16 protein-coding genes are annotated in these 18,707 nt (G+C 50.7%); 4 read left to right on the top strand and 12 right to left on the bottom strand.

Features of this window, described 5'->3' with window-relative positions; all coding sequences use genetic code 11:
- Positions 1 to 22: 22 nt before the first annotated feature.
- The 3 genes from L6H70_RS13035 to L6H70_RS13045 all read right to left on the bottom strand — a co-directional run bounded on the left by L6H70_RS13035 (position 23) and on the right by L6H70_RS13045 (position 2,931).
- The gene (locus tag L6H70_RS13035; protein ID WP_236333680.1) at positions 23 to 982 is read right to left on the bottom strand and encodes an alpha/beta fold hydrolase; all 960 of its coding nucleotides are present in this window, start codon (positions 980 to 982) and stop codon (positions 23 to 25) included.
- Between the two features lie 315 nt (positions 983 to 1,297).
- A complete protein-coding gene (locus L6H70_RS13040; protein ID WP_236333682.1) occupies positions 1,298 to 1,690 on the bottom strand; it encodes a hypothetical protein in 393 nt (130 codons plus the stop codon).
- Between the two features lie 347 nt (positions 1,691 to 2,037).
- Entirely contained in the window at positions 2,038 to 2,931 is an 894-nt protein-coding gene (locus L6H70_RS13045; RefSeq protein WP_236333684.1) for an AraC family transcriptional regulator, read from the bottom strand.
- A gap of 193 nt (positions 2,932 to 3,124) precedes the next feature.
- Here L6H70_RS13045 and L6H70_RS13050 point away from each other — a divergent pair, with 193 nt between their 5' ends.
- The gene (locus L6H70_RS13050; protein ID WP_236333686.1) at positions 3,125 to 3,859 is read left to right on the top strand and encodes a hypothetical protein; all 735 of its coding nucleotides are present in this window, start codon (positions 3,125 to 3,127) and stop codon (positions 3,857 to 3,859) included.
- A 143-nt stretch (positions 3,860 to 4,002) separates the two neighbouring features.
- Here the strand turns inward: L6H70_RS13050 and L6H70_RS13055 are convergent, their stop codons facing one another.
- Both L6H70_RS13055 and L6H70_RS13060 read right to left on the bottom strand, forming a co-directional pair.
- Complete coding sequence (locus L6H70_RS13055; protein WP_236333689.1) at positions 4,003 to 4,644, bottom strand: hypothetical protein; 642 nt, start codon at positions 4,642 to 4,644, stop codon at positions 4,003 to 4,005.
- 270 nt (positions 4,645 to 4,914) lie between these two features.
- On the bottom strand, positions 4,915 to 6,810 hold the full coding sequence (locus L6H70_RS13060) for a PrkA family serine protein kinase (RefSeq protein ID WP_236333691.1): 1,896 nt from the start codon (positions 6,808 to 6,810) through the stop codon (positions 4,915 to 4,917).
- 175 nt (positions 6,811 to 6,985) lie between these two features.
- Here L6H70_RS13060 and L6H70_RS13065 point away from each other — a divergent pair, with 175 nt between their 5' ends.
- The gene (locus L6H70_RS13065) at positions 6,986 to 7,810 is read left to right on the top strand and encodes a DUF2161 family putative PD-(D/E)XK-type phosphodiesterase (protein ID WP_236333693.1); all 825 of its coding nucleotides are present in this window, start codon (positions 6,986 to 6,988) and stop codon (positions 7,808 to 7,810) included.
- 511 nt (positions 7,811 to 8,321) lie between these two features.
- Here L6H70_RS13065 and L6H70_RS13070 read toward each other — a convergent pair.
- Together L6H70_RS13070 and L6H70_RS13075 are read right to left on the bottom strand one after the other, a co-directional pair.
- Positions 8,322 to 9,545, bottom strand: a complete 1,224-nt coding sequence (locus L6H70_RS13070) for an aminotransferase-like domain-containing protein (RefSeq protein ID WP_236333694.1) — start codon at positions 9,543 to 9,545, stop codon at positions 8,322 to 8,324.
- 67 nt (positions 9,546 to 9,612) lie between these two features.
- On the bottom strand, positions 9,613 to 10,269 hold the full coding sequence (locus L6H70_RS13075) for a response regulator transcription factor (RefSeq protein WP_236333696.1): 657 nt from the start codon (positions 10,267 to 10,269) through the stop codon (positions 9,613 to 9,615).
- Positions 10,270 to 10,553: 284 nt separating this feature from the next.
- Here L6H70_RS13075 and L6H70_RS13080 point away from each other — a divergent pair, with 284 nt between their 5' ends.
- Positions 10,554 to 10,961 (top strand): hypothetical protein, encoded by a 408-nt coding sequence (locus L6H70_RS13080; RefSeq protein WP_236333698.1) that lies wholly within the window; start codon positions 10,554 to 10,556, stop codon positions 10,959 to 10,961.
- Positions 10,958 to 12,025, top strand: coding sequence for a phosphodiester glycosidase family protein (locus L6H70_RS13085; protein WP_236333699.1), 1,068 nt, complete (start codon positions 10,958 to 10,960; stop codon positions 12,023 to 12,025). Before L6H70_RS13080 ends, L6H70_RS13085 begins: the two co-directional genes overlap by 4 nt.
- Positions 12,026 to 12,377: 352 nt before the next feature.
- On the opposite strand, the gene L6H70_RS13090 is transcribed toward L6H70_RS13085, so the two are convergent.
- From L6H70_RS13090 to L6H70_RS13110, 5 genes are all read right to left on the bottom strand, one after another.
- Positions 12,378 to 12,632 (bottom strand): AbrB/MazE/SpoVT family DNA-binding domain-containing protein, encoded by a 255-nt coding sequence (locus L6H70_RS13090; RefSeq protein WP_039871533.1) that lies wholly within the window; start codon positions 12,630 to 12,632, stop codon positions 12,378 to 12,380.
- 124 nt (positions 12,633 to 12,756) lie between these two features.
- Positions 12,757 to 13,221, bottom strand: coding sequence for a tRNA (uridine(34)/cytosine(34)/5-carboxymethylaminomethyluridine(34)-2'-O)-methyltransferase TrmL (gene trmL, locus L6H70_RS13095; protein ID WP_206103983.1), 465 nt, complete (start codon positions 13,219 to 13,221; stop codon positions 12,757 to 12,759).
- A 136-nt stretch (positions 13,222 to 13,357) separates the two neighbouring features.
- Entirely contained in the window at positions 13,358 to 14,446 is a 1,089-nt protein-coding gene (gene serC, locus L6H70_RS13100; RefSeq protein WP_236333701.1) for a 3-phosphoserine/phosphohydroxythreonine transaminase, read from the bottom strand.
- A gap of 108 nt (positions 14,447 to 14,554) precedes the next feature.
- Positions 14,555 to 15,439, bottom strand: coding sequence for a hypothetical protein (locus tag L6H70_RS13105; RefSeq protein ID WP_236333703.1), 885 nt, complete (start codon positions 15,437 to 15,439; stop codon positions 14,555 to 14,557).
- 120 nt (positions 15,440 to 15,559) lie between these two features.
- Positions 15,560 to 18,298, bottom strand: a complete 2,739-nt coding sequence (locus L6H70_RS13110) for a GH36-type glycosyl hydrolase domain-containing protein (RefSeq protein WP_236333705.1) — start codon at positions 18,296 to 18,298, stop codon at positions 15,560 to 15,562.
- Positions 18,299 to 18,707 lie beyond the last annotated feature (409 nt).

An 18,707-nucleotide genomic window follows, 5' to 3' on the forward strand; every position in this document is an offset into this window, starting at 1 on the left:
CGCCGATTATCATTCTATGAAGCTACTCTTCCAGGAAAAACTGCATGACACGGTCGGCACTGCCTGGAAGCCATTCATGTCCAAAATCCGGATAGACGACCAGTTGCTTCGGTGAAATGATTTTGTTATACGCTGCGAACTGGGTGGAAGGCGGACAGATGGTGTCCATCAGGCCGGTGAAAAACAAAACTTCCCCTTGAATGCGTGGGGCCAAAAACTGCAGATCGATATAGCCGAGCTTCTCGAAAATCTCATCCTCACGTTCATGCAGCGGATCAAACTTACGGAAAAACGTATTCAGTTCTAGATAGGCATCCTTATCCAGATCCATCTCCCAGACGCGTTTGTAATCGCAAAGGAACGGAAATGTAGGTGCGAGCTTGGTTACCCGGGGCTCCAGGGCAGCACAGGCAATCGTAAGCGCGCCTCCTTGGGAGCCGCCTGTTGCATATACACGCTGCGGATCAACCCCCGGCAGGCCAAAGGCAATTCTGGCTAACCGGACGGTATCCAGATAAATATGGCGGAACAGCAGGTTGTCAGGATGATCATCCAATCCGCGGATAATATGACCATTATGGGTGTTGCCCTTTACGCCTCCTGTATCCTCCGAAGAACCGCCCTGCCCCCGGCAGTCGAGCGCCAAGACTGAGAAGCCCAGCGATGCATACGCCAGCTTGTCCTGCCAGTCACCGGAGTCACCGGTGTATCCGTGGAATTGCAGAATCGCCGGCTGCGGCGTGTCCACCTTTTTGGGGCGAATGTATTTGGCATGAATGCGGGCACCCCGCACTCCCGTAAAGTAGAGATCGAAGCATTCCGCCTGTGGGGTCTGAAAAGCGCTTGGAATCAGCTCAAGATTGGCCTCTACAGCTTCAAGCTCATCCAACGCCCGCTCCCAGTAAGCATCAAAATCTGCCGGCCGCGGATTCCTTCCCTCATACTTCTTCAACTGTTCAAGCGGCATATCAACTAATGGCATCTACGAACATTCCTTTCCGGCATGGGTCATTTCCCATATAATTTTTCCTAACCTATTATAGTGCCAGCCGGAAATGATTGGTATTAGATGATCTTACGAATGTCATTTGCTACCTACATGCTGCAATAGGCCCGCCAGCACGGTTACGTGCGCTGCGGGCCTAACTACGGCTGCCACCCCAAGCGGCCGGTAAAATAGGAATAATACAAAGCAAATGCTGCCCAGGTGAGCGTAAAGGAGGGAATTTTGGAACTGTAGGAGCGATAGCGTCCGCCTGAAAGCTTTCCGTAGGAAAGCTCGCATCGGAAGCATAGGCTAAGGTTGGATTTCCACCGCTGCACAGCGGTTCAAATCAAGAAATCCAACCTTAACAGCGGCCGAAAGTCCAAATATTCCTGCAGTGAAGCTTATACACCCGGGCAGCATTTGCTCACTACATGCTGCAATAGGCCCGCCAGCACGGTTACGTGCGCTGCGGGCCCAACTACGGCTGCCACCCCAAGCGGCCGGTAAAATAGGAATAATATAAAGCAAATGCTGCCCAGGTGTGCGTAACGGAGGGAATTTTGGAACTGTAGGAGCGATAGCGTCCGCCTGAAAGCTTTCCGTAGGAAAGCTCGCATCGGAAGCATAGGCTAAGGTTGGATTTCCACCGCTGCACAGCGGTCCAATGAAGAAATCCAACCTTAACAGCGGCCAGAAGTCCAAACATTCCCGCAGTGAAGCCCATATACCCGGGCAGCATTTGCTACCTACATGCTGCAATAGGCCCGCCAGCACGGTTACGTGCGCTGCGGGCCTAACTACGGCTGCCACCCCAAGCGGCCGGTAAATAGGAATAATACAAGGCAAATACTGCCCAGGTAAGCGTAACGGAGGGAATTTTGGAACTGTAGGAGCGGTAGCGTCCGCCTTTGTCTCCAGATTTAATCCGATTTCGGATATAATCAAATAAATCTGGAGACAACAGCGGCCGGAAGTCCAAACATTCCCGCAGTGAAGCTTATAACCCGGCAGTATTTGCCCGGCCTTTTGCATCCGCCACACAATTAGTCCTATTTTCCCGCCCGCACCCTCACCGGAATATAAATCTCCATCACCGTATCGACACGCGAGTGGCAGCGTTCATCGTAAAATTCAATATTCAGCTTGCCCTCGTCGTAGACATAACCGCTGTCCTTAAACCACTCTTCAAAAATGTACTTCCAGGTGCTCTTGATCACCTGCACAAAATCCTCCTGCTCCGAACCCCCCGAAGTATCCACAGGCGGCGTGGTGAACACCGCATATTCAGCCTCCGGCACTTCAGCTGTCAGCATATCCGGCGTGACCCTGGAGAAATCATCCACAATCACACCCAGCAGATAAGTGGCGTTGCCGCTGTCAAAAGACGGAACACATAGCCCCACTTCGCCATGCCTCGGGGGATTGAGAATGTCGTACATTTTCGACTCCAAATTCTCACCTTCATAATGGATCCAGAAAGACGCAATATCCTTCGTATAATTGCCTCCAACCACATTCGTTTCAATACCATAGCCTGCGACCTTAAAAGCCGGCTTACTCACTATTACAGGATTCATGATATAACCTCCGATTTTAAACTTTGGGACATCTTGAAGATAACCGGCCATCCGCACCGCATATTGTGAGGGAGGGTAACCATACACTTTGCGGAATGCCTTCGTAAACCCGCCATGAGTCTCGAAACCATAATCCAGCGCAATATCGGTCACGCTCCGCCCTTTGAACAAATCCACCGCCGCCAAAGACAGCTTCCGGCTTCGCACGTATTCCATCACTGACATCTCCCTGCACAGGCTAAACACACGGCAGAAATGATACGGCGAATATCCGGCCACCGCGGCAATTTGCCCTGCAGTCAGATTTTCCTTAATATTCTCCTCAATATATTCAATACATTTCTCTATATCCTTACTGTAATTCACTGAGCAACCCAGCCTTTCCCGTACGGTAATTTTATTATAACAACTGCATCACGGGAGAACTGTTCCTGTTTTGCTGTATATGTTAAAGCTATAATCCGGCTAAAAGGATGTCCCTGCTGAAAACAAGGTATCATTTCATGCCCATGATGAATAGGCTAATTTAAACCTATTGATAACAATGGAGGAATCTTGGATGACCCTTGAGAACGAAAATCCGGTCTCGTCAAATTACCGGTACAGCTATATCCGGACTGCCAGTCAGGAATCTTTTCCCTATGCCCACTACTATCATCACTACCGCTCAGACAGCAGCCCGGCAGACCTGCCGGCAGCAGACAATTCCGGCACAACCGCCAAGCAGCTGGCCGACGGGTATTTAAATGCAAGCGTAGGCAGCGGGCAGGGAATCCATCTGAAAACCGGCGGCGAAGTCGGCGGCAAGCATGGCTTAGGCCTGAATACAGGCGGACATGTAGCAAAAAACGGCGCGGAGCTCTACGCGAATGGACATCTTGGCGGCGCCTCCTATGGAATTCAAGCGCAGGGTAACGCCCATCTCGACACGCAAAAAGGGCTTGGAATTGATACGGAAGCTGCGGCCCTCGGCAAATTCGGAGTTGCTGCACAGGCTAAAACACAGATCGGAGGCGGCCAGGGGGCTGGCTTTCATACCGGAGCCAACGTCGGAGGAGAGTACGGGCTTCAAGCGGATGCGGAAGGTCACTTAGGCATCAGCCAAGGTGCAGGCTTCAATGCCGGATTGCAGCTCGGCGGACAGAATGGACTCGGAGCCCAGGCACAGGCACAGCTCGGAGGCGGTCAAGGCGCAGGCCTCGGAGTTACCGGACAATTAGGCAACTATACCGGCGGCATGGGGTTCAACGTCGGCGGATCTAAGGAGAAAGATTCCAGCCACGGGAAGGAATAACACACTCACTGAACACATCATCAATAAAGGGAATATCTCAAAGCCAGAAACAGCGGCTTCGGGATATTCCCTTTCACATGCCTAGATCACCTATCCGTTCGCGGATTTCACTCCAGCTGCAAAGAATTCGATGTTATGAAATTTCAATTACTTTCAAGGAATTTTTCAAGTGCCTGCTCCTTTAAATTTTTGAAATGCTCTGAATTTTCGCCTAAGTAGTCTAAGTCATTTAATTGACTTTGCGTGATTTGACGCTCTTCAAATGAGGTATCATTGGATGTTTTATCGACATTAAATTTCCCTTGGTAAGAGCCACAAATAGCGAACTTCCCTGGTTCAACTTCTCTTAGAAATAAAAGGTATGAATTTGCATTATTCATCTTTACGTATCCTTCTAAGGTTTCATATACATTATTAATAAGAACACCATCTTCAGATACGAGAATTTGGTCTCCTTCTTTGAAGTTACCTTTAAAGGACTTTTCGATTTGTACGGGAGTGAAAGCCCGATGATATAACAATGTACCAGAGCTTTCATCGTTAATATCAGTAATTTGTTGTTCTCCTGCTACCTTACCGACTACAATCGCAGTGGCCTTATTCGTGATCTCGTCCACATTTTCATAATAAACCAATTTGGCTTGGTCTGAGTTTAATTTGTAAGTTTTTTGAACTTGAGGTGTACTACTCATTGGATGGGTATCATCCTTTGTATTCTGCACTCCAAGGAAAATAGCAGCAGCCGCTGCCAAAGTAATGGAGATGGCAATTAATTTTTTATTCATTTCGGCATCTCTCCTTTTCAATATTTCCAAGCTAAACGAGGTTATGGTGTTGGATTCCCACCGTGTTTTTTGAATACCAAGGATTTACAATATGTTAGACGTGACACCATTAGTGAAAGTTATATTAATTTACATTTTTAGAAAAATTGATTTTAGGGTATGGCGAAGAATACCCATAGGGAGCGTTTTTTTAATCCAGGCAACGGCAAAAAAGCGTACCCCTGATAGACGGGAGGTACGCTTTCGGTATTCATCCAGATCTATGAATCCTTATCGGTTCAGCAGGCTTCCGACATATTTCAGCAGCTCATTCGCGCAGATCGGGCAGTAGTTGTGTTCATCGATCAGGCGTCTGCTTACCTCATTGATGCGTTTGAGCTGGCTTTCATCCGGCGTTTTGGAGGAGGTGGTGATCTTGACAATATCCTTCAGGTCGGTGAACAGCTTTTTCTCAATCGCCTCACGCAGCCGGTCGTGGTTATTGTATTCAAACTTTTTCCCTTTACGGGAGTAGGCTGAAATGCGGATCAGGATTTCTTCGCGGAATGCCTTTTTGGCATTTTCGGAGATTCCGATCTGCTCCTCAATCGAGCGCATCAGCCGCTCATCCGGCTCCATTTCCTCATCGGTCAGCGGATCGCGGATTTTGCTCCAGTTGCAGAAGGCTTCAATATTGTCGAGATAGTTCTCAAACAGCGTTTTGGCCGATTCTTCAAAAGAGTAGACAAAGGCCTTCTGCACTTCGCTTTTGGCCAGAATATCGTATTCCTTGCGGGCGATGGAAATAAAGTTCAGGTACCGCTCTCGTTCCTCCTTGGTAATCGAAGGATGCTGATCCAGCCCGTCTTTGATGGCCCGCAGGACATCCAGCGCGTTCATGCACTGCAGGTCGCCTTTGATCAGGGCACTGGAAATCCGGTTGATAACATACCGCGGGTCAATGCCAGACATGCCTTCATCCAGGTATTCCGACTGCATCTCTTTAAGATCGGCTTCCTTGTAGCCCTCTACCTCTTCCCCGTCGTACATCCGCAGCTTTTTGATCAGGTCCATACCCTGCTTCTTGCTGTCCTTCAGGCGGGTCAGGATGGAGAAGATCGCAGCTGCCCGTAAGGCGTGCGGGGCAATATGCACATGCTTCATGTCACTCTGGGCGATCAGCTTGGCGTAGATTTTTTCCTCTTCCGACACTCTAAGGTTGTAAGGCACCGGCATGACGATCATACGGGACTGGAGCGCCTCATTCTTTTTGTTGGAGATGAAGGATTTGTACTCCGTTTCATTCGTATGGGCGATGATCATTTCATCCGCCGAAATGAGTGCGAACCGGCCCGCCTTGAAGTTGCCTTCCTGGGTCAGTGAGAGCAGATTCCAGAGGAACTTCTCGTCGCACTTCAGCATTTCCTGGAACTCCATCACCCCGCGGTTGGCCTTATTCAGCTCCCCGTCGAAGCGGTAGGCGCGCGGATCGGATTCCGAGCCGTATTCGGTAATGGTGGAAAAGTCGATGCTGCCGGTAAGATCGGCGATATCCTGCGACTTCGGATCAGAAGGACTGAAGGTCCCGATGCCGATGCGCTCTTCTTCCGAGAGAATCACCCGTACGACTTTGACCTGTTCAATGTCTCCACGGTATTCATTTTTGAGCCGCATTTGGCAGGAGGGGCACAGATTGCCCTCAATGCGTACCCCGAGCTCGCGTTCAATCTCCGGGCGCAGCTCCAGCGGAATCAGGTGCAGCGGATCTTCATGCATCGGGCAGCCCTCAATCGCATACACCGCTCCTGCATCCGTCCGCGAATATTGCTCCAGACCCCGTTTCAGCAGAGTTACCAGTGTCGATTTACCGCCGCTGACCGGTCCCATGAGCAGCAGTATCCGTTTGCGGACGTCGAGACGGCGGGCGGCAGAATGGAAATACTCCTCCACCAGCTTCTCTACCGCACGGTCCAGCCCAAAAATCTCCTGTTCAAAAAACTTATACCGTTTGCGTCCGTTGATGTCTTCTACGCCGTGTGACTTGATCATGTCGTATACGCGGGAATGAGCCGTTTTAGCGGGAGAGGGGTCTTTTTTCAATAGTTCTATATAGTCCTTGAAGGTGCCGCTCCACGCCAAACGGTCGTTCTCAGCCCGATACGAAGCTATACGCTCAAAAATATCCATTGCTCGCTGCCTCCTCTTGCGCTCCTACTTGCTCGATTGGCTTTAAAAGTGTATTACATACCTATGCGGCGAGCCCGGAATAGTTGACCTCTTTTTTGCTGTGCTATAATAGAGAATCATTAAAATAAACTAGAACTTCACATATAATGTTAAATTAGGCGCAGGAGTGAGTACGATGGCAGTAAAACATGAAACGGAGCTTTACGCTCCTTTGAAGGCATTTTTTGAGCGGCAGGGCTATTCGATCAAGGGCGAGGTACGGACCTGTGATCTGGTCGGCCTGCGGGAGGGGGAGGAGCTGCCTCTAATCGTGGAGATGAAAAAAACGTTCAACCTCGCCCTGCTGCTGCAGGGGGTTGAACGTCTGCGCCTCAGCCCCAATGTCTACCTCGCCGTGGAACGCGTACGCGACAAAAAAGGCGCGGTGAACCAGCGCTGGGGCGAGCTCAGCGGGCTGTGCCGCCGCCTCGGCCTCGGGCTGATCACCATCGTCTTCTACAAGACGAAGGCCCCGCTGGTCGAGGTGCTCGCGGAGCCGGGCGACGCGCCGCCCCAAATCCGCAGCGGCGCGCGGCGGCGCGAGAAGCTGCTCTATGAGTTCCGTGAGCGCAGCGGGGACTACAACACCGGCGGCAGCACGCGCGTCAAGCTCGTGACGGCCTACCGGGAGAAGGCGCTGCGCGTCGCGCTCGCGCTGCAGGCCGCTGAGGCCGAAGCCGCGCTCGGCCTCCTGGATGGGCGCGCTAAGCGGAGCCGCGCGCCTAAGGCAGGCGCAGCAGCGCCTGCAGAAGGCCCGGCGGCTGCGCAGGCCCGGGCCGGCATCACGCCCGCCGAGCTGCGCCGGCGGAGCGGTGTGCCCGGCGCTGCGGCGATGCTGCAGCGCAACTACTACGGCTGGTTCACCCGGGTGAACCGCGGCCGGTACCTGCTGACGCCGGCGGGAACGGCGGCGCTACTGGAATATGCTGCGATTACTGAGGTCAGTGCGGGCAAGCTCTAGAAGCTCCCGCCGCAGCAATCGTAATTACACATCTGCACATCTGAATCATCAGCCAGTTTAGCAGTACCTTCATTTTCTCAAAACAAAAAGCAAGCCCTCATAACCAAGGGCTTGCTAAACAATCGTAATTCACTTCAAGCTCATTCCGGAAGTCTGTGTTTTGAGTTCTACTGTATTTCGTACAACAGAATCCGGCTTAATGAATGAGAAATTCGATTCTATTGTATTTTTTACAATTAAATTCCATAAATTCAGCCCTCATCTGCGGTTTTCCGGAAATCTGCTGTACAAAGTGCAATAGAAACAATTTGTAAAGCCGGGAATAACGAATCTGTTGCACAAAATACAGCAGATAGGAGTCGCCATAGTCGGCCAGCTATGGCCTTAGACTAATTTCTTCTCTCCGTATCACCTTTGCCTCTGTATTTTTTCCCTATTCGTCTTCCTGCTCCCGGTTGCCATGCCGCAGCCTCATAATCCCTAGCATGCAGTAATCCTAGGAAGCAAGCCCTCAGCTCCGCGCTGTAAACTCCGTAACCGCCTCACTCATCAGGTTCATCCCCAGCAGCAGCTCATCCCGGCCGGGATGGCTGAAGTTAAGACGGATGCGGTTGCCGCCACCATTTACACTGCATAGCTGCCCCGGCAGGAACGCGACCCCTTTGGCCAGCGACGCTTTGAGCAGTGTCATTGCATCAAGCCCTTCCGGCAGGGAGACCCACAGGAACATGCCGCCCTCGGGAAGCGCATAATCACTATTCTTCCAAGCCGGACGCTTCAGCAGCTCCGCCATTAGTTTCAGGCGGGTGTTGTATTCGCGGTTCAGCACAGCGATATGCTCACGCAGATCAAATGCCGTTACATCCAGCAGATGATGCAGCAGCCGCTGGTTCAGCGAGCTGGACTGCCAGTCAGCCATCTGCTTGGCAGCAGTCATCATCCCGATCAGCTCCCGGCTGCCGGCTGCCCAGCCTGTCCGCAGGGCAGGCGCAACCGTCTTGCTGAATGAGCCGATGTAGAGCACATGCCCGCCCTGGCTGACATTCTCCAGCGCATACAATGACGGATACCGCACAGCAGGAGATCCGCCGGGACCGGCCTTCTGGAAATGCAAATCGCCATAGGAATCATCCTCTACGATCAGCACGTTATTCTGGATGCACAGCTCGAGCACTTCCTTACGCCGCTCCAGACTCCAGAGGATCCCGCTCGGGTTCGTGTAGCTCGGCGTCGCAAACAGCATCTTGGGCCGGTGCTGGCGGATCTGGGTACGCAGATGGTCAGGCAGCAGCCCATCCCGGTCTCCCTGTACCGGAATAATGACGGCACCCTGCATGCGGAGTGCCTGCAGAAAGCCCGGTGAAGTCGGATTCTCCACCAGCACACGGTCACCGGGATCGATATAGACCCGGGACAGCAAATCGATAGCTTGTTGACTTCCCGTTGTCAGAAGAACTCCGCCCTCCGGGGCAGCCACTCCTTTTCCCTTCAGCCAATCCCCGGTTAACCAGTCCCGCAACGGACCATAGCCCTCAGGATCGCCATATTGCAGCGCACTGGCATCAGCCGATATTACGGTAGAGGCCGTTTCCGCAAGCAGCGATAATGGGAACAATTCCTCCGCAGGTAGCTCTTCTGCCAGAGAGATTAATGTGCTGCGCCGCGTCTGTGTCCGGATACTAAGCAGCGGTGAAGATAGCAATGTATGCGCGCGGGCAGAAAACTCATATTTCATATGTTCCCCCCTTCCCTGGTACCAAGAATATTCCAGCCCGGCCGGCAATATGTCGCAAAGGCAGGAACTACGCGTAGATTTGCTTATTTTGCCTAGAGAAAAGCGCATACTTCTCGATAGCCTGGGCCCGAGTCGTAACTTCAAGCTTTACATAGATTTTCCGGAGGTAGTTATCGATGGAACGACGGCTTACCTCTATCTCCAGAGCGATCTTGTCGTATGTAATTCCTTGTACAATCCGCTCCATGATGAACATTTCTGTCTGAGTCAGCTGCATAACGCCCTCCAGACTCCGTGTCGAGGTCACCGGACGGTATCCCCTTTGAATCCACTTCAGCGGAACCGACAGGAACCCTTCGCGCAGACTTTCGATCATTAAGAGCAGCTGGTTGGAGGAAGCTCCTTTGGACAGGACGCCGCTGGCTCCGAGCTCCAGCAGGGGCTGGAATAATTCCTTGTCTTCCTCTTCGGTCATGATGATGAAATGTGAATGCTCTGAGTTATTTTTCATCTCCGGCAGCACGGTTTCCACATTGCCTTCCGGCATTTGATAATCCGCCAGTACCAGATCCGGTTTCATCTCCAGCACTTCTCTAACGCCCTCGCTCCAGGTGGAATACATCCCCTGAACGATAAGTCCTCCCCCCTCCTCCAAAATCAGTTTTGTACCCAGCATACTTGTGGGATGACAACCCACGATGACCACCCGCCAAACCTTCATCATTAACGCCCAGACCTCCTGCTATCTATATATTTACCCAGAGTGGAAAGCACTTTACGTTTCCGGCTACCACGGAAGCAAGGATGGTTGATGACTTATTGTTAGTTTCTTCCTACTTTTACCTTGAATACGCCACTCAGATATTCCAATCTATAGAAATTGTATCGCAGTAGTTTAATAGGATGCAATTACTTTTTCACGCTTTCAAACTTCCTTTCATTTTTGCGAAACTCGTAAAAGTCTGATAGAATGGGGACTTGAAAAAAATAGCTTGAGGTGATGTTGAAATGCAACCGCTAGCGGAATCGACCCCAGTACACTCGCGCCGTACTGCAGCGAGAAACGGCCCTTCCGTAAAATGGTTTTTACTGTTCTGGATTTTGATGATCGGACTCGGCGTCTATGCCGTGTACAGCTACACCAACCATCTGAAGCAGCAGGTGCTTAGCGAGCTTAGCGCCCAAAGCCAGCAGCAGCTTACTGTTTTGAAGACAGATTATGAATCGCGGATCGCCGTTCTCTCCGAAGAAGTGAAGGAATTACAGAATACTGTGCAGACATTCAATGAACTGCTGACGTTTACCAAGGATAATGCCAGCAACAAGACAGATAACAGCAACAAGCTGTATACGCAGCTTAGTGAGGTCAAGAAGCAGCTTGATGCCTTGAAGAAAGAAATGGATCTGCTCAAATGATGACGCCTGTAAAAAAAATCAACCGCTTCTTCATGCTGCTGACGGCGCCTTTTCTTGGCTTATTTATAGGTCTTTTATGGTACCAGCCGCCCCTGACCCTTAACCTGAATACCGACCAGTATGCCGCAGAGCCGGGACCGCTCGAACTGACAGCTGCGCTCAAAAAGGATCTTCTTAAAGCACAGAATTCAGCGTCCTACACGATTGACGCCATTGGTGCCAGCGCCCAGCTCTATAAGAAAACCACCAACGCTATGAATGCGCTGGTCACTACGGCTGCTGCACAGGCTTCCCGCCCGGAACGGATCTATAACCGGCGGATCACAGCCCGGCTTGGTATTCCTGCCGACGTCATCAGCAGTGACCGGATTACAATTGAATTATACCGGCTGAACCCCGGCAACTATAAAGCTTATGCCCTTAAGATCAAGCTGAAGGATGCAACAGCAATGAAAATGAGCCTGGCCGGAGACGGCACAGGTCAAGCCGAGACCACAATGCATGCCGTTGCCCGTTATGGCGCGGTTGCCGGGATCAACGCCGGAGGTTTCGCCGATCAGGGAGGAAGACGGTACCCCTTGTCCACTACAATCGTAGGCGGCAAATATATATACGGTTTTGAACCGACCTACAAGGATCTCAGCTTCGTGGGCCTGAATAAGTCCGGCCGGCTCATAGGGGGCAAATTCACCAACAAATCGCAGCTTGATCAGCTGGAACCGGTGTTTGGGGCAACCTTTGTGCCGGTTCTCCTTAAGAACAGTGTGCGGCAGGCAATTCCGTATAAATGGATGACCAGTCCCAAACGTGCCCCCCGCACCGTTATCGGCAAATATAAAGATGATCAGCTGCTGGTTCTAGTTGCAGACGGATATAACGAGAATGGAAACTCCGGGGCTACCCTAGAAGAAATTCAGAACAAGCTATGGAGCATGGGGGTAACTGACGCCTATAATCTCGATGGCGGCGGTTCTTCATCCCTCATTTTCAGAGGCAAAGTGATTAACGACCCGTCTGACGGGAATCTCCGGCAGGTGCCAACCAACTTCCTGTTCTTTAAATAAAAATCGGTGTCAATGCTGAATCTCACTTTTGCGCTTTTAATTTCAGCATGCGGTGGTTATAATCTATGTAACTACTACAGTCCTTTATGGAGGTGTCCAGCATGTCGTTTTCCCTGACCTTTTGGATTGTCACCCTGGTATTCCTGCTCTTCCTGACCGGTATTCTAACCTCATCCTACAACGACGATAAAACCAAGGGCCTGTAACAGCTGACGGAATATTCTTATATTCTAAAAAGAACGCCGCACATTGTGCGGCGTTTTTTTTAGCACTGGTCCACGACGGAAATCACGCAGCACCATACTATGTAATTATTTTCCTTGCCCGTTTTCTCCAGGAGAAAGCGGTATTACTAAGCGTGTCTTGGCAATTGTGTCATCTCTGAAAGGCATGCGGCGCAAATATAACGATCTTTATACTCGCTTACACCTTCCATAGATCCGCAAAATACACACTTGGGACGGTAGCGCTCCAGAATGATATGGTCGCCCTGTACCAGAATTTCTACCGGGTCGCCTTCATTCATTTGGTACCTTTTACGCAGGGACTTAGGCAGAACAATTCTACCCAGCTGATCTACTTTACGAACTACGCCAGCAGGTTTCATATCTAACGTACACCTCTCCTGTTCAACAAATAATTAGTAGTCACTACTTATTTCGGCAGTATTCATCTATTTCGTTATTTTATTGTCGAATCCTGCTGAAAAAAACAAAAAATCATGTCAAACTTTAGAAAAGTTGCGGAAAATCCATTTGGCGCAGGGCTTCGTAAACAATAATCGCTGCCGAATTCGATAAATTCAACGATCTCACAGCCTCTCCCATCGGCATGCGCATAGCGGTTTCCTTGCCGGCTTCGATAATTTCGGGCGGCAACCCCTTGGTTTCCTTCCCGAATACGAAGAAATCCCCGTCCCGGAAAGCAAAATCCGTGTAGCGCTTCTGCGCCTTTGTCGTAGCATAGAAAAAGCGTCCCCCGCTATATTTTTCCTGCACTTCCGCAAACGAATCATGGTATTCGATAGTGACGGCATGCCAGTAATCTAGCCCTGCCCGTTTCAAGGTTGCGTCGTCGGTCCGGAAGCCCAGCGGGCGGACCAGGTGGAGATGGGTGCCTGTGGCTGCGCAGGTACGGGCAATATTCCCTGTATTTGCCGGAATTTCTGGTTCAACCAGTACAATGTGTAATGCCATAATGGAATGTTCCTCTCTGAAGGCTTACCAGCCCTGTGATGTGGTGTAAAGTTACTTTGATTCTAAGCGGACAAGCAGACCCGTAACAAGCAGAAAACCTCCCGCCTGCTGGCGGAAGGTCCGGGAATTTCATTCATTAGCCTTGAGTTTGCCGGAAATGATTCATGAAATCAGCAAGTGCCTTGACGCTCTCATAAGGAACAGCATTATAGATGGAAGCACGCAAGCCTCCAACGCTGCGGTGGCCCTTCAGACCGACAAAACCTTCTTGCTCAGCAGCCTTGACGAATTGCTTCTCCAGCTCTTCTGACTGCATCCGGAAGGTAACGTTCATAATTGAACGGCTTCCTGCTTCCGCAACCCCGCGGTAGAAACCGTCGCTGCCGTCGATATGGTCATACAGCAGACCGGCTTTATCACGGTTTTTGGATTCGATGCCGGCAAGCCCACCCTGCTCCTCAATCCATTTTAACACTTCATTAACCATATATACAGAAAAGGATGGCGGCGTATTGTACAAAGAGTTATTTTTGTAATGCGTGTCATACCGCAGAATCGTCGGAATGTTCGAAGGTGATTTGGCAATCAGCTCTTCCTTGGCGATTACAACGGTTACCCCCGAAGGCCCGAGATTTTTTTGAGCACCGGCATAGATCAGTCCGAATTTGCTGACATCAAACGAACGGCTCAGAATATCGCTCGACATGTCCGCGATCAGCGGAATGGAACCCGTATCCGGATACTCTGCATATTGTGTTCCTTCAATCGTCTCATTGGATGTGATGTGCAGGTATGCCGCATTGTCGGCCGGCTTGATGCTGCTTAGTTCAGGAATCGCCAGGAACTTCTTGTCCTCTGAGGATGCGGCAACATGTCCGCCACCCAGCAGTTTGGCTTCCTTGAGCGCTTTATCCGCCCAGCTTCCTGTCATAACATAGCTGCCGACCTGGCCGCTGGAGATGAGGTTCATCGGGATCATAGCGAACTGTGTGCTTGCTCCGCCTTGAACGAACAATACCTTATAGCCCTCCGGATTGCCGAGCAGTGACAACAGACGCTCCTGTGCTTCATTATGCACGGATTCGTATATTGCCCCGCGGTGCGACATCTCCATAATGGACATTCCGCTTTCGCGGAATTCTACAAACTCCGTTTGTGCGCGTTCCAATACTTCAAGCGGCAGCGCCGCCGGACCTGCATTAAAATTGTATGCTCTCTTGCTCAAATTGCTCCCCACCCTTTCTCTCCTACGAATATGGATATCGATATGATAGCAGCATTCTAACACGCCAGCAAGTATAATTATTCACATAGAACGTAAGATCACTGCAGTTCAGAACGTGAAAAATTGATAGCTGCGGCGCCAAGCCTTGCTGTGACGCGGTAAAATGCTGATGTCCGCAAAAACTTCGGGTGAAATTACATGCCGCTCACCCCATAGCGCCATCCGCTCCGGACGGAAATTCCCGCTCTCACGGATGCCAACCCCGCTAGGATGATGAATCAGCTCCCAAAAAAATTCGGCATCCGCATTCTCCCACCCTGCCAGCCTGCAGTAGAAGGGACGTCCCGGCTCTGTATTCCAGCCTAGTCTGTCTCCGGATGTACGCAGCAGCTCAGCCGTGAAGGAGGACTCGGGTGCCTCTACCTTGGCTGTTCCAGGCAGCCTTAGTTCATAGCCTTCCCCGGTGAGGCTGCCGTTAATTCCTATAAAGTTATGAATATATTCCTCCGTATGCAACGGCTTTGTTCCTTTGTTCTCCAGCTTATAGTCAATATTTAGCCGGTCACCCTCCAGGGATATACGCTTGGTCAATAGCATGTTGTACCCCCGGCACTCCTCGGGAAAAACCGTATACGTTATTTCTTGCCCGCTGCTTTCCACGCTTATCTTGAAGGGAGTTAAAGGATAGGTCCGGCTAAAATCATAAGCTTCCTCATCCAGCTTTTGCAGCAGGCCTACGCCGGGCTTAGGAAACCGTTCTCCGGCAGCTGCTTCGTCATACCCAATTGCCCGGGAAATGCCGAACTCGTTGCATAGTCCAACCCCGTTGCTGCCGTGCCCGGGTATCAGGCTCTCGGGAACACAAAAGGTATGTTTGCCCTTCTCCAGTGTGACTTGGGTTATAAATCCGGTCCAGTCGAACCGGGTACCGTTATAGGCTCCAGGTTCCGCAATCTCAACAGTTAGAATGCCGTTCGAGAGAATAGTAGACAATTTGTTGTTCTCCTTTCTTTCTCTAAAGCTGATTAACATCTTTAACACTATTTCATCAGATTCAAAAAGCGCCTGCAGCGCCATATCCGGCGGAACAGGCGCTCCTGTTAACTTGTATACTTAAGCCAGCACGACTTGCAACTGATGAACCTGCCCTTCCGGCAGGGCACTCAATACATCGCGCGGGATCACAACACCTTCTGAGACGCGCTGAAGCGTCACCTCAGCGCCGTTCAGCGTTACCGAGTGTATTTGATACTCTCCGTATCCGGCGCTGCCTGTGGACGTATAGACGACTTCCAGCTGGCGGTCCGCAAAAAGGGTCTTGATCGAAGCTTTGCCTTCCTGATCAAACTGCTCTTTGACGAGCTTCGGCTCAAGCCGTAAGTCGCCGAGCTGCCCTTTTACACCAAACACCTCAGTTACCATTGTCAGCAGCAGCCAGCTTGCCGAGCCGGTCAAATAGGTGTACATGCCCCTGCCCTGTTCATTGATATACTCTGGAACGCCGGGATATATCCGGCTAAGCTCAAAATTCGCACTCAAGTTATACAGCGAATCCAGCACCTTGTGTCCTTCCTGTACATATCCGCGTTTATAGAGCGCATTTCCGTACATTACGGTCATATGACTGAACATTGCTCCGTTCTCCTTATGTCCAAAAGCAAAACCGAATGCACGCCCTAAATTCTGCTGGATACCGCCAAAATTGGAATTCAGCCGGTAGCCGATTTTCTCGTCAAACAGGTTGCGTTCCACAGCTGCGATGATGTGCGGGATCTGCTCTGGTGCCGCAGCATGGCCAAGAAGCGGGAATACCTGTCCTGTGAGCGTCATGCGGACACCTTCAGCCTTTTCCCCTTCCACCCGTTCACCATCATTGTTGTGGTAGCCGTTGAACCAGCCATCGCCATGTTCGCTTGCCACCCACTCATTCTTGCGCAGATGGGCAAAGATCCATTCTGCTTTTTGAGCCAAGTCGTCTGCCACTTGCTCAATGTCGAGATTAGCACGAATTCCGCTTACCACGTTCGGCGCAGCGGCATAGAAGTGTTTCAGCCGTTCCAGCTTCGCGGATACAGACGTATAATCCACTGCATCCCCCAGCGAATCCAGCAGCAGTACCATTTCTTCAGCCAATACCAGCGTCTTCTGCCCCGTGCGTTCTTTCAGAGTACGCAGCAGCATGGAGAGTTCATACAGATTGCTGGCATAGAAGGCGGTAAAAGTAACACTTTCCCCGCGCTGAGCCGCCATATCCAGCCCGTCATTCCAGTCTGCACCTTCCAGCAGAATATTGTTATGCTCGCCTACATTGAAGAATGGCACCAGGTTCTGCAGCAGAATATGCTCCAGGATCGTCCCTTTGTAAATGTTCCCGTCTGCTGTCCGCAGACTGCTGCCTGCGGCTCCTTCCCAGGAGCTGTCACGCTCACGGCAGCGGCTCATGAAGGAATCCCGGAAGTAGGTCTGCTCCTGCAGCAGGAAGTCCAGATCGCCGCTCTGATTCAAGTAGAGCATCGTGGTCATAAACGGCCAGGCTCCGTGGTCCATCCAGACGCGCGGAATGTTGTTGCGGTCGGCGATGAATTCGCCAGGCTGCTGGCCAATTATAGTTGCATTACTGCCGTCGATTCTTACACCCGCATAATTATTCAGCAGGAGGCTGCGCACATCGCCCGGCTCCATAATGAGCAGAGCCAGACAATCCTGCCACAGATCACGCCAGCCGCGGCCGCCTCTTCCATAATCATGGTATGGCAGAAAAGAGTTTCCATACAGTCTCCGGAGCACCGGCTGCAGCGTAACCCATTTCATCCATTGGTCAGCGTCGTCATCCCCGGTGTGGAATTCCACTGTATTCACTTTACCGGCCCAGAAGAGCTTATTCTCTTCCAGATACGCATCAAAAGCAGCGGAAGCGCCGTACTTGGACATCAGCCTGGAGATATTGATCCGGTCACTCTCTATCGCCAGCACAACCACATAAGATCGGCTCTGGCCCGGCAGCAGTGCTGCAGAGGCAAACCTTAATCCGCCCAGTGCTTCATAGCCCTCTTTATGTATGCCGCCGCCATGCCCGATTTGCGGTTCCGCATTAAGGACGACCGCTTCCGGCCAATCCAGGCTGCCTCCCTCACCGATAAAATCCTCCTGCACAGGGAAGAAACCGGCTGGCTGTCCCCCCTCCTCCTCAGCTCCAAACACACCGTAAGACGTATGATTAATCCGATGGCCCCGTTCGTCGAAGGAAAGCGCGGGCTGTACTTCAACACCATACGCCGAAGTATATATCCGGTTCAGCAGAGAAGTAACATGGCGGTGATCCCGGAGATCATCTGCCGAGCGTGCATACAACGGAACTGCTGCAGTCGGGGTGATTCTTATTTCCTCTGTTCCTGTGTTCGTCAGCACAATCTTCATCAGTTCTACTGTGTCTGTGCCGCAAGGAACAAAGCTGGTCACTTCCGCTTTAATTCCCAGCTCTTTATTCTCCCGGGTTATCCGGTGCCACAGCAATCCTGCTTCCAGCAGTGACTCATCAGCAGAATCCGAGTAAGCCTGTGCATGCTGGCGTGCTGAATTCCCTGCCGCCGACCAGGCTCCCTTACCCTCTACATAGACCCAGAAATTACGTGACCCTCTGGAGTTATGTAAATCCTCCACTGATATTGGCGGTGTCAGGAAGGTATTATGCCCTGTAGTCACCTGACCATGAAGCTGCGGGCTGATTGAGGACATCATTCCTCCTTCATTTACCAAGGGAAAATATAAGAAGCTGCTCTTGTCAGGGTGCTTAAGGCTGAACTCTCCGTTGTTCCCGGTGAACTGCCAGTTAGGTGTGCTCTTTTGATTCACTGTATTCATCCTTTCTATAACTGAGGCTAAATTTACGTACTTATTAATACCGAAACCGATTTCGGTATTATTATTACATCGTTATTTATCATTGTAAAGATAATTCTTACCAACGCTTTATATCACATAGAAACATCAGAGAAAACCAGTGATATATCAATGCTTTCAAACGATTATATCGAAGATTTCTATTATAAATATTGTATGAAATTACCGAAATCATCTTCGAAACAGCTCATGACTATATCCAAAATCACGAATTCACAGTAAAATAATCTATTATTTATAGAGTAAATAATTAAATTCCCTTTCTAGGAAACGCTATCTTTTCTAATTTTTCTATAAAATTCATATGCATGAACTAGATTTACGAAAACTTTCGGAAATTTATGACAAGCAAAAGCTACGA

Source organism: Paenibacillus auburnensis, from assembly GCF_927798115.1.
GTDB lineage: Bacteria > Bacillota > Bacilli > Paenibacillales > Paenibacillaceae > Paenibacillus_AQ > Paenibacillus_AQ auburnensis.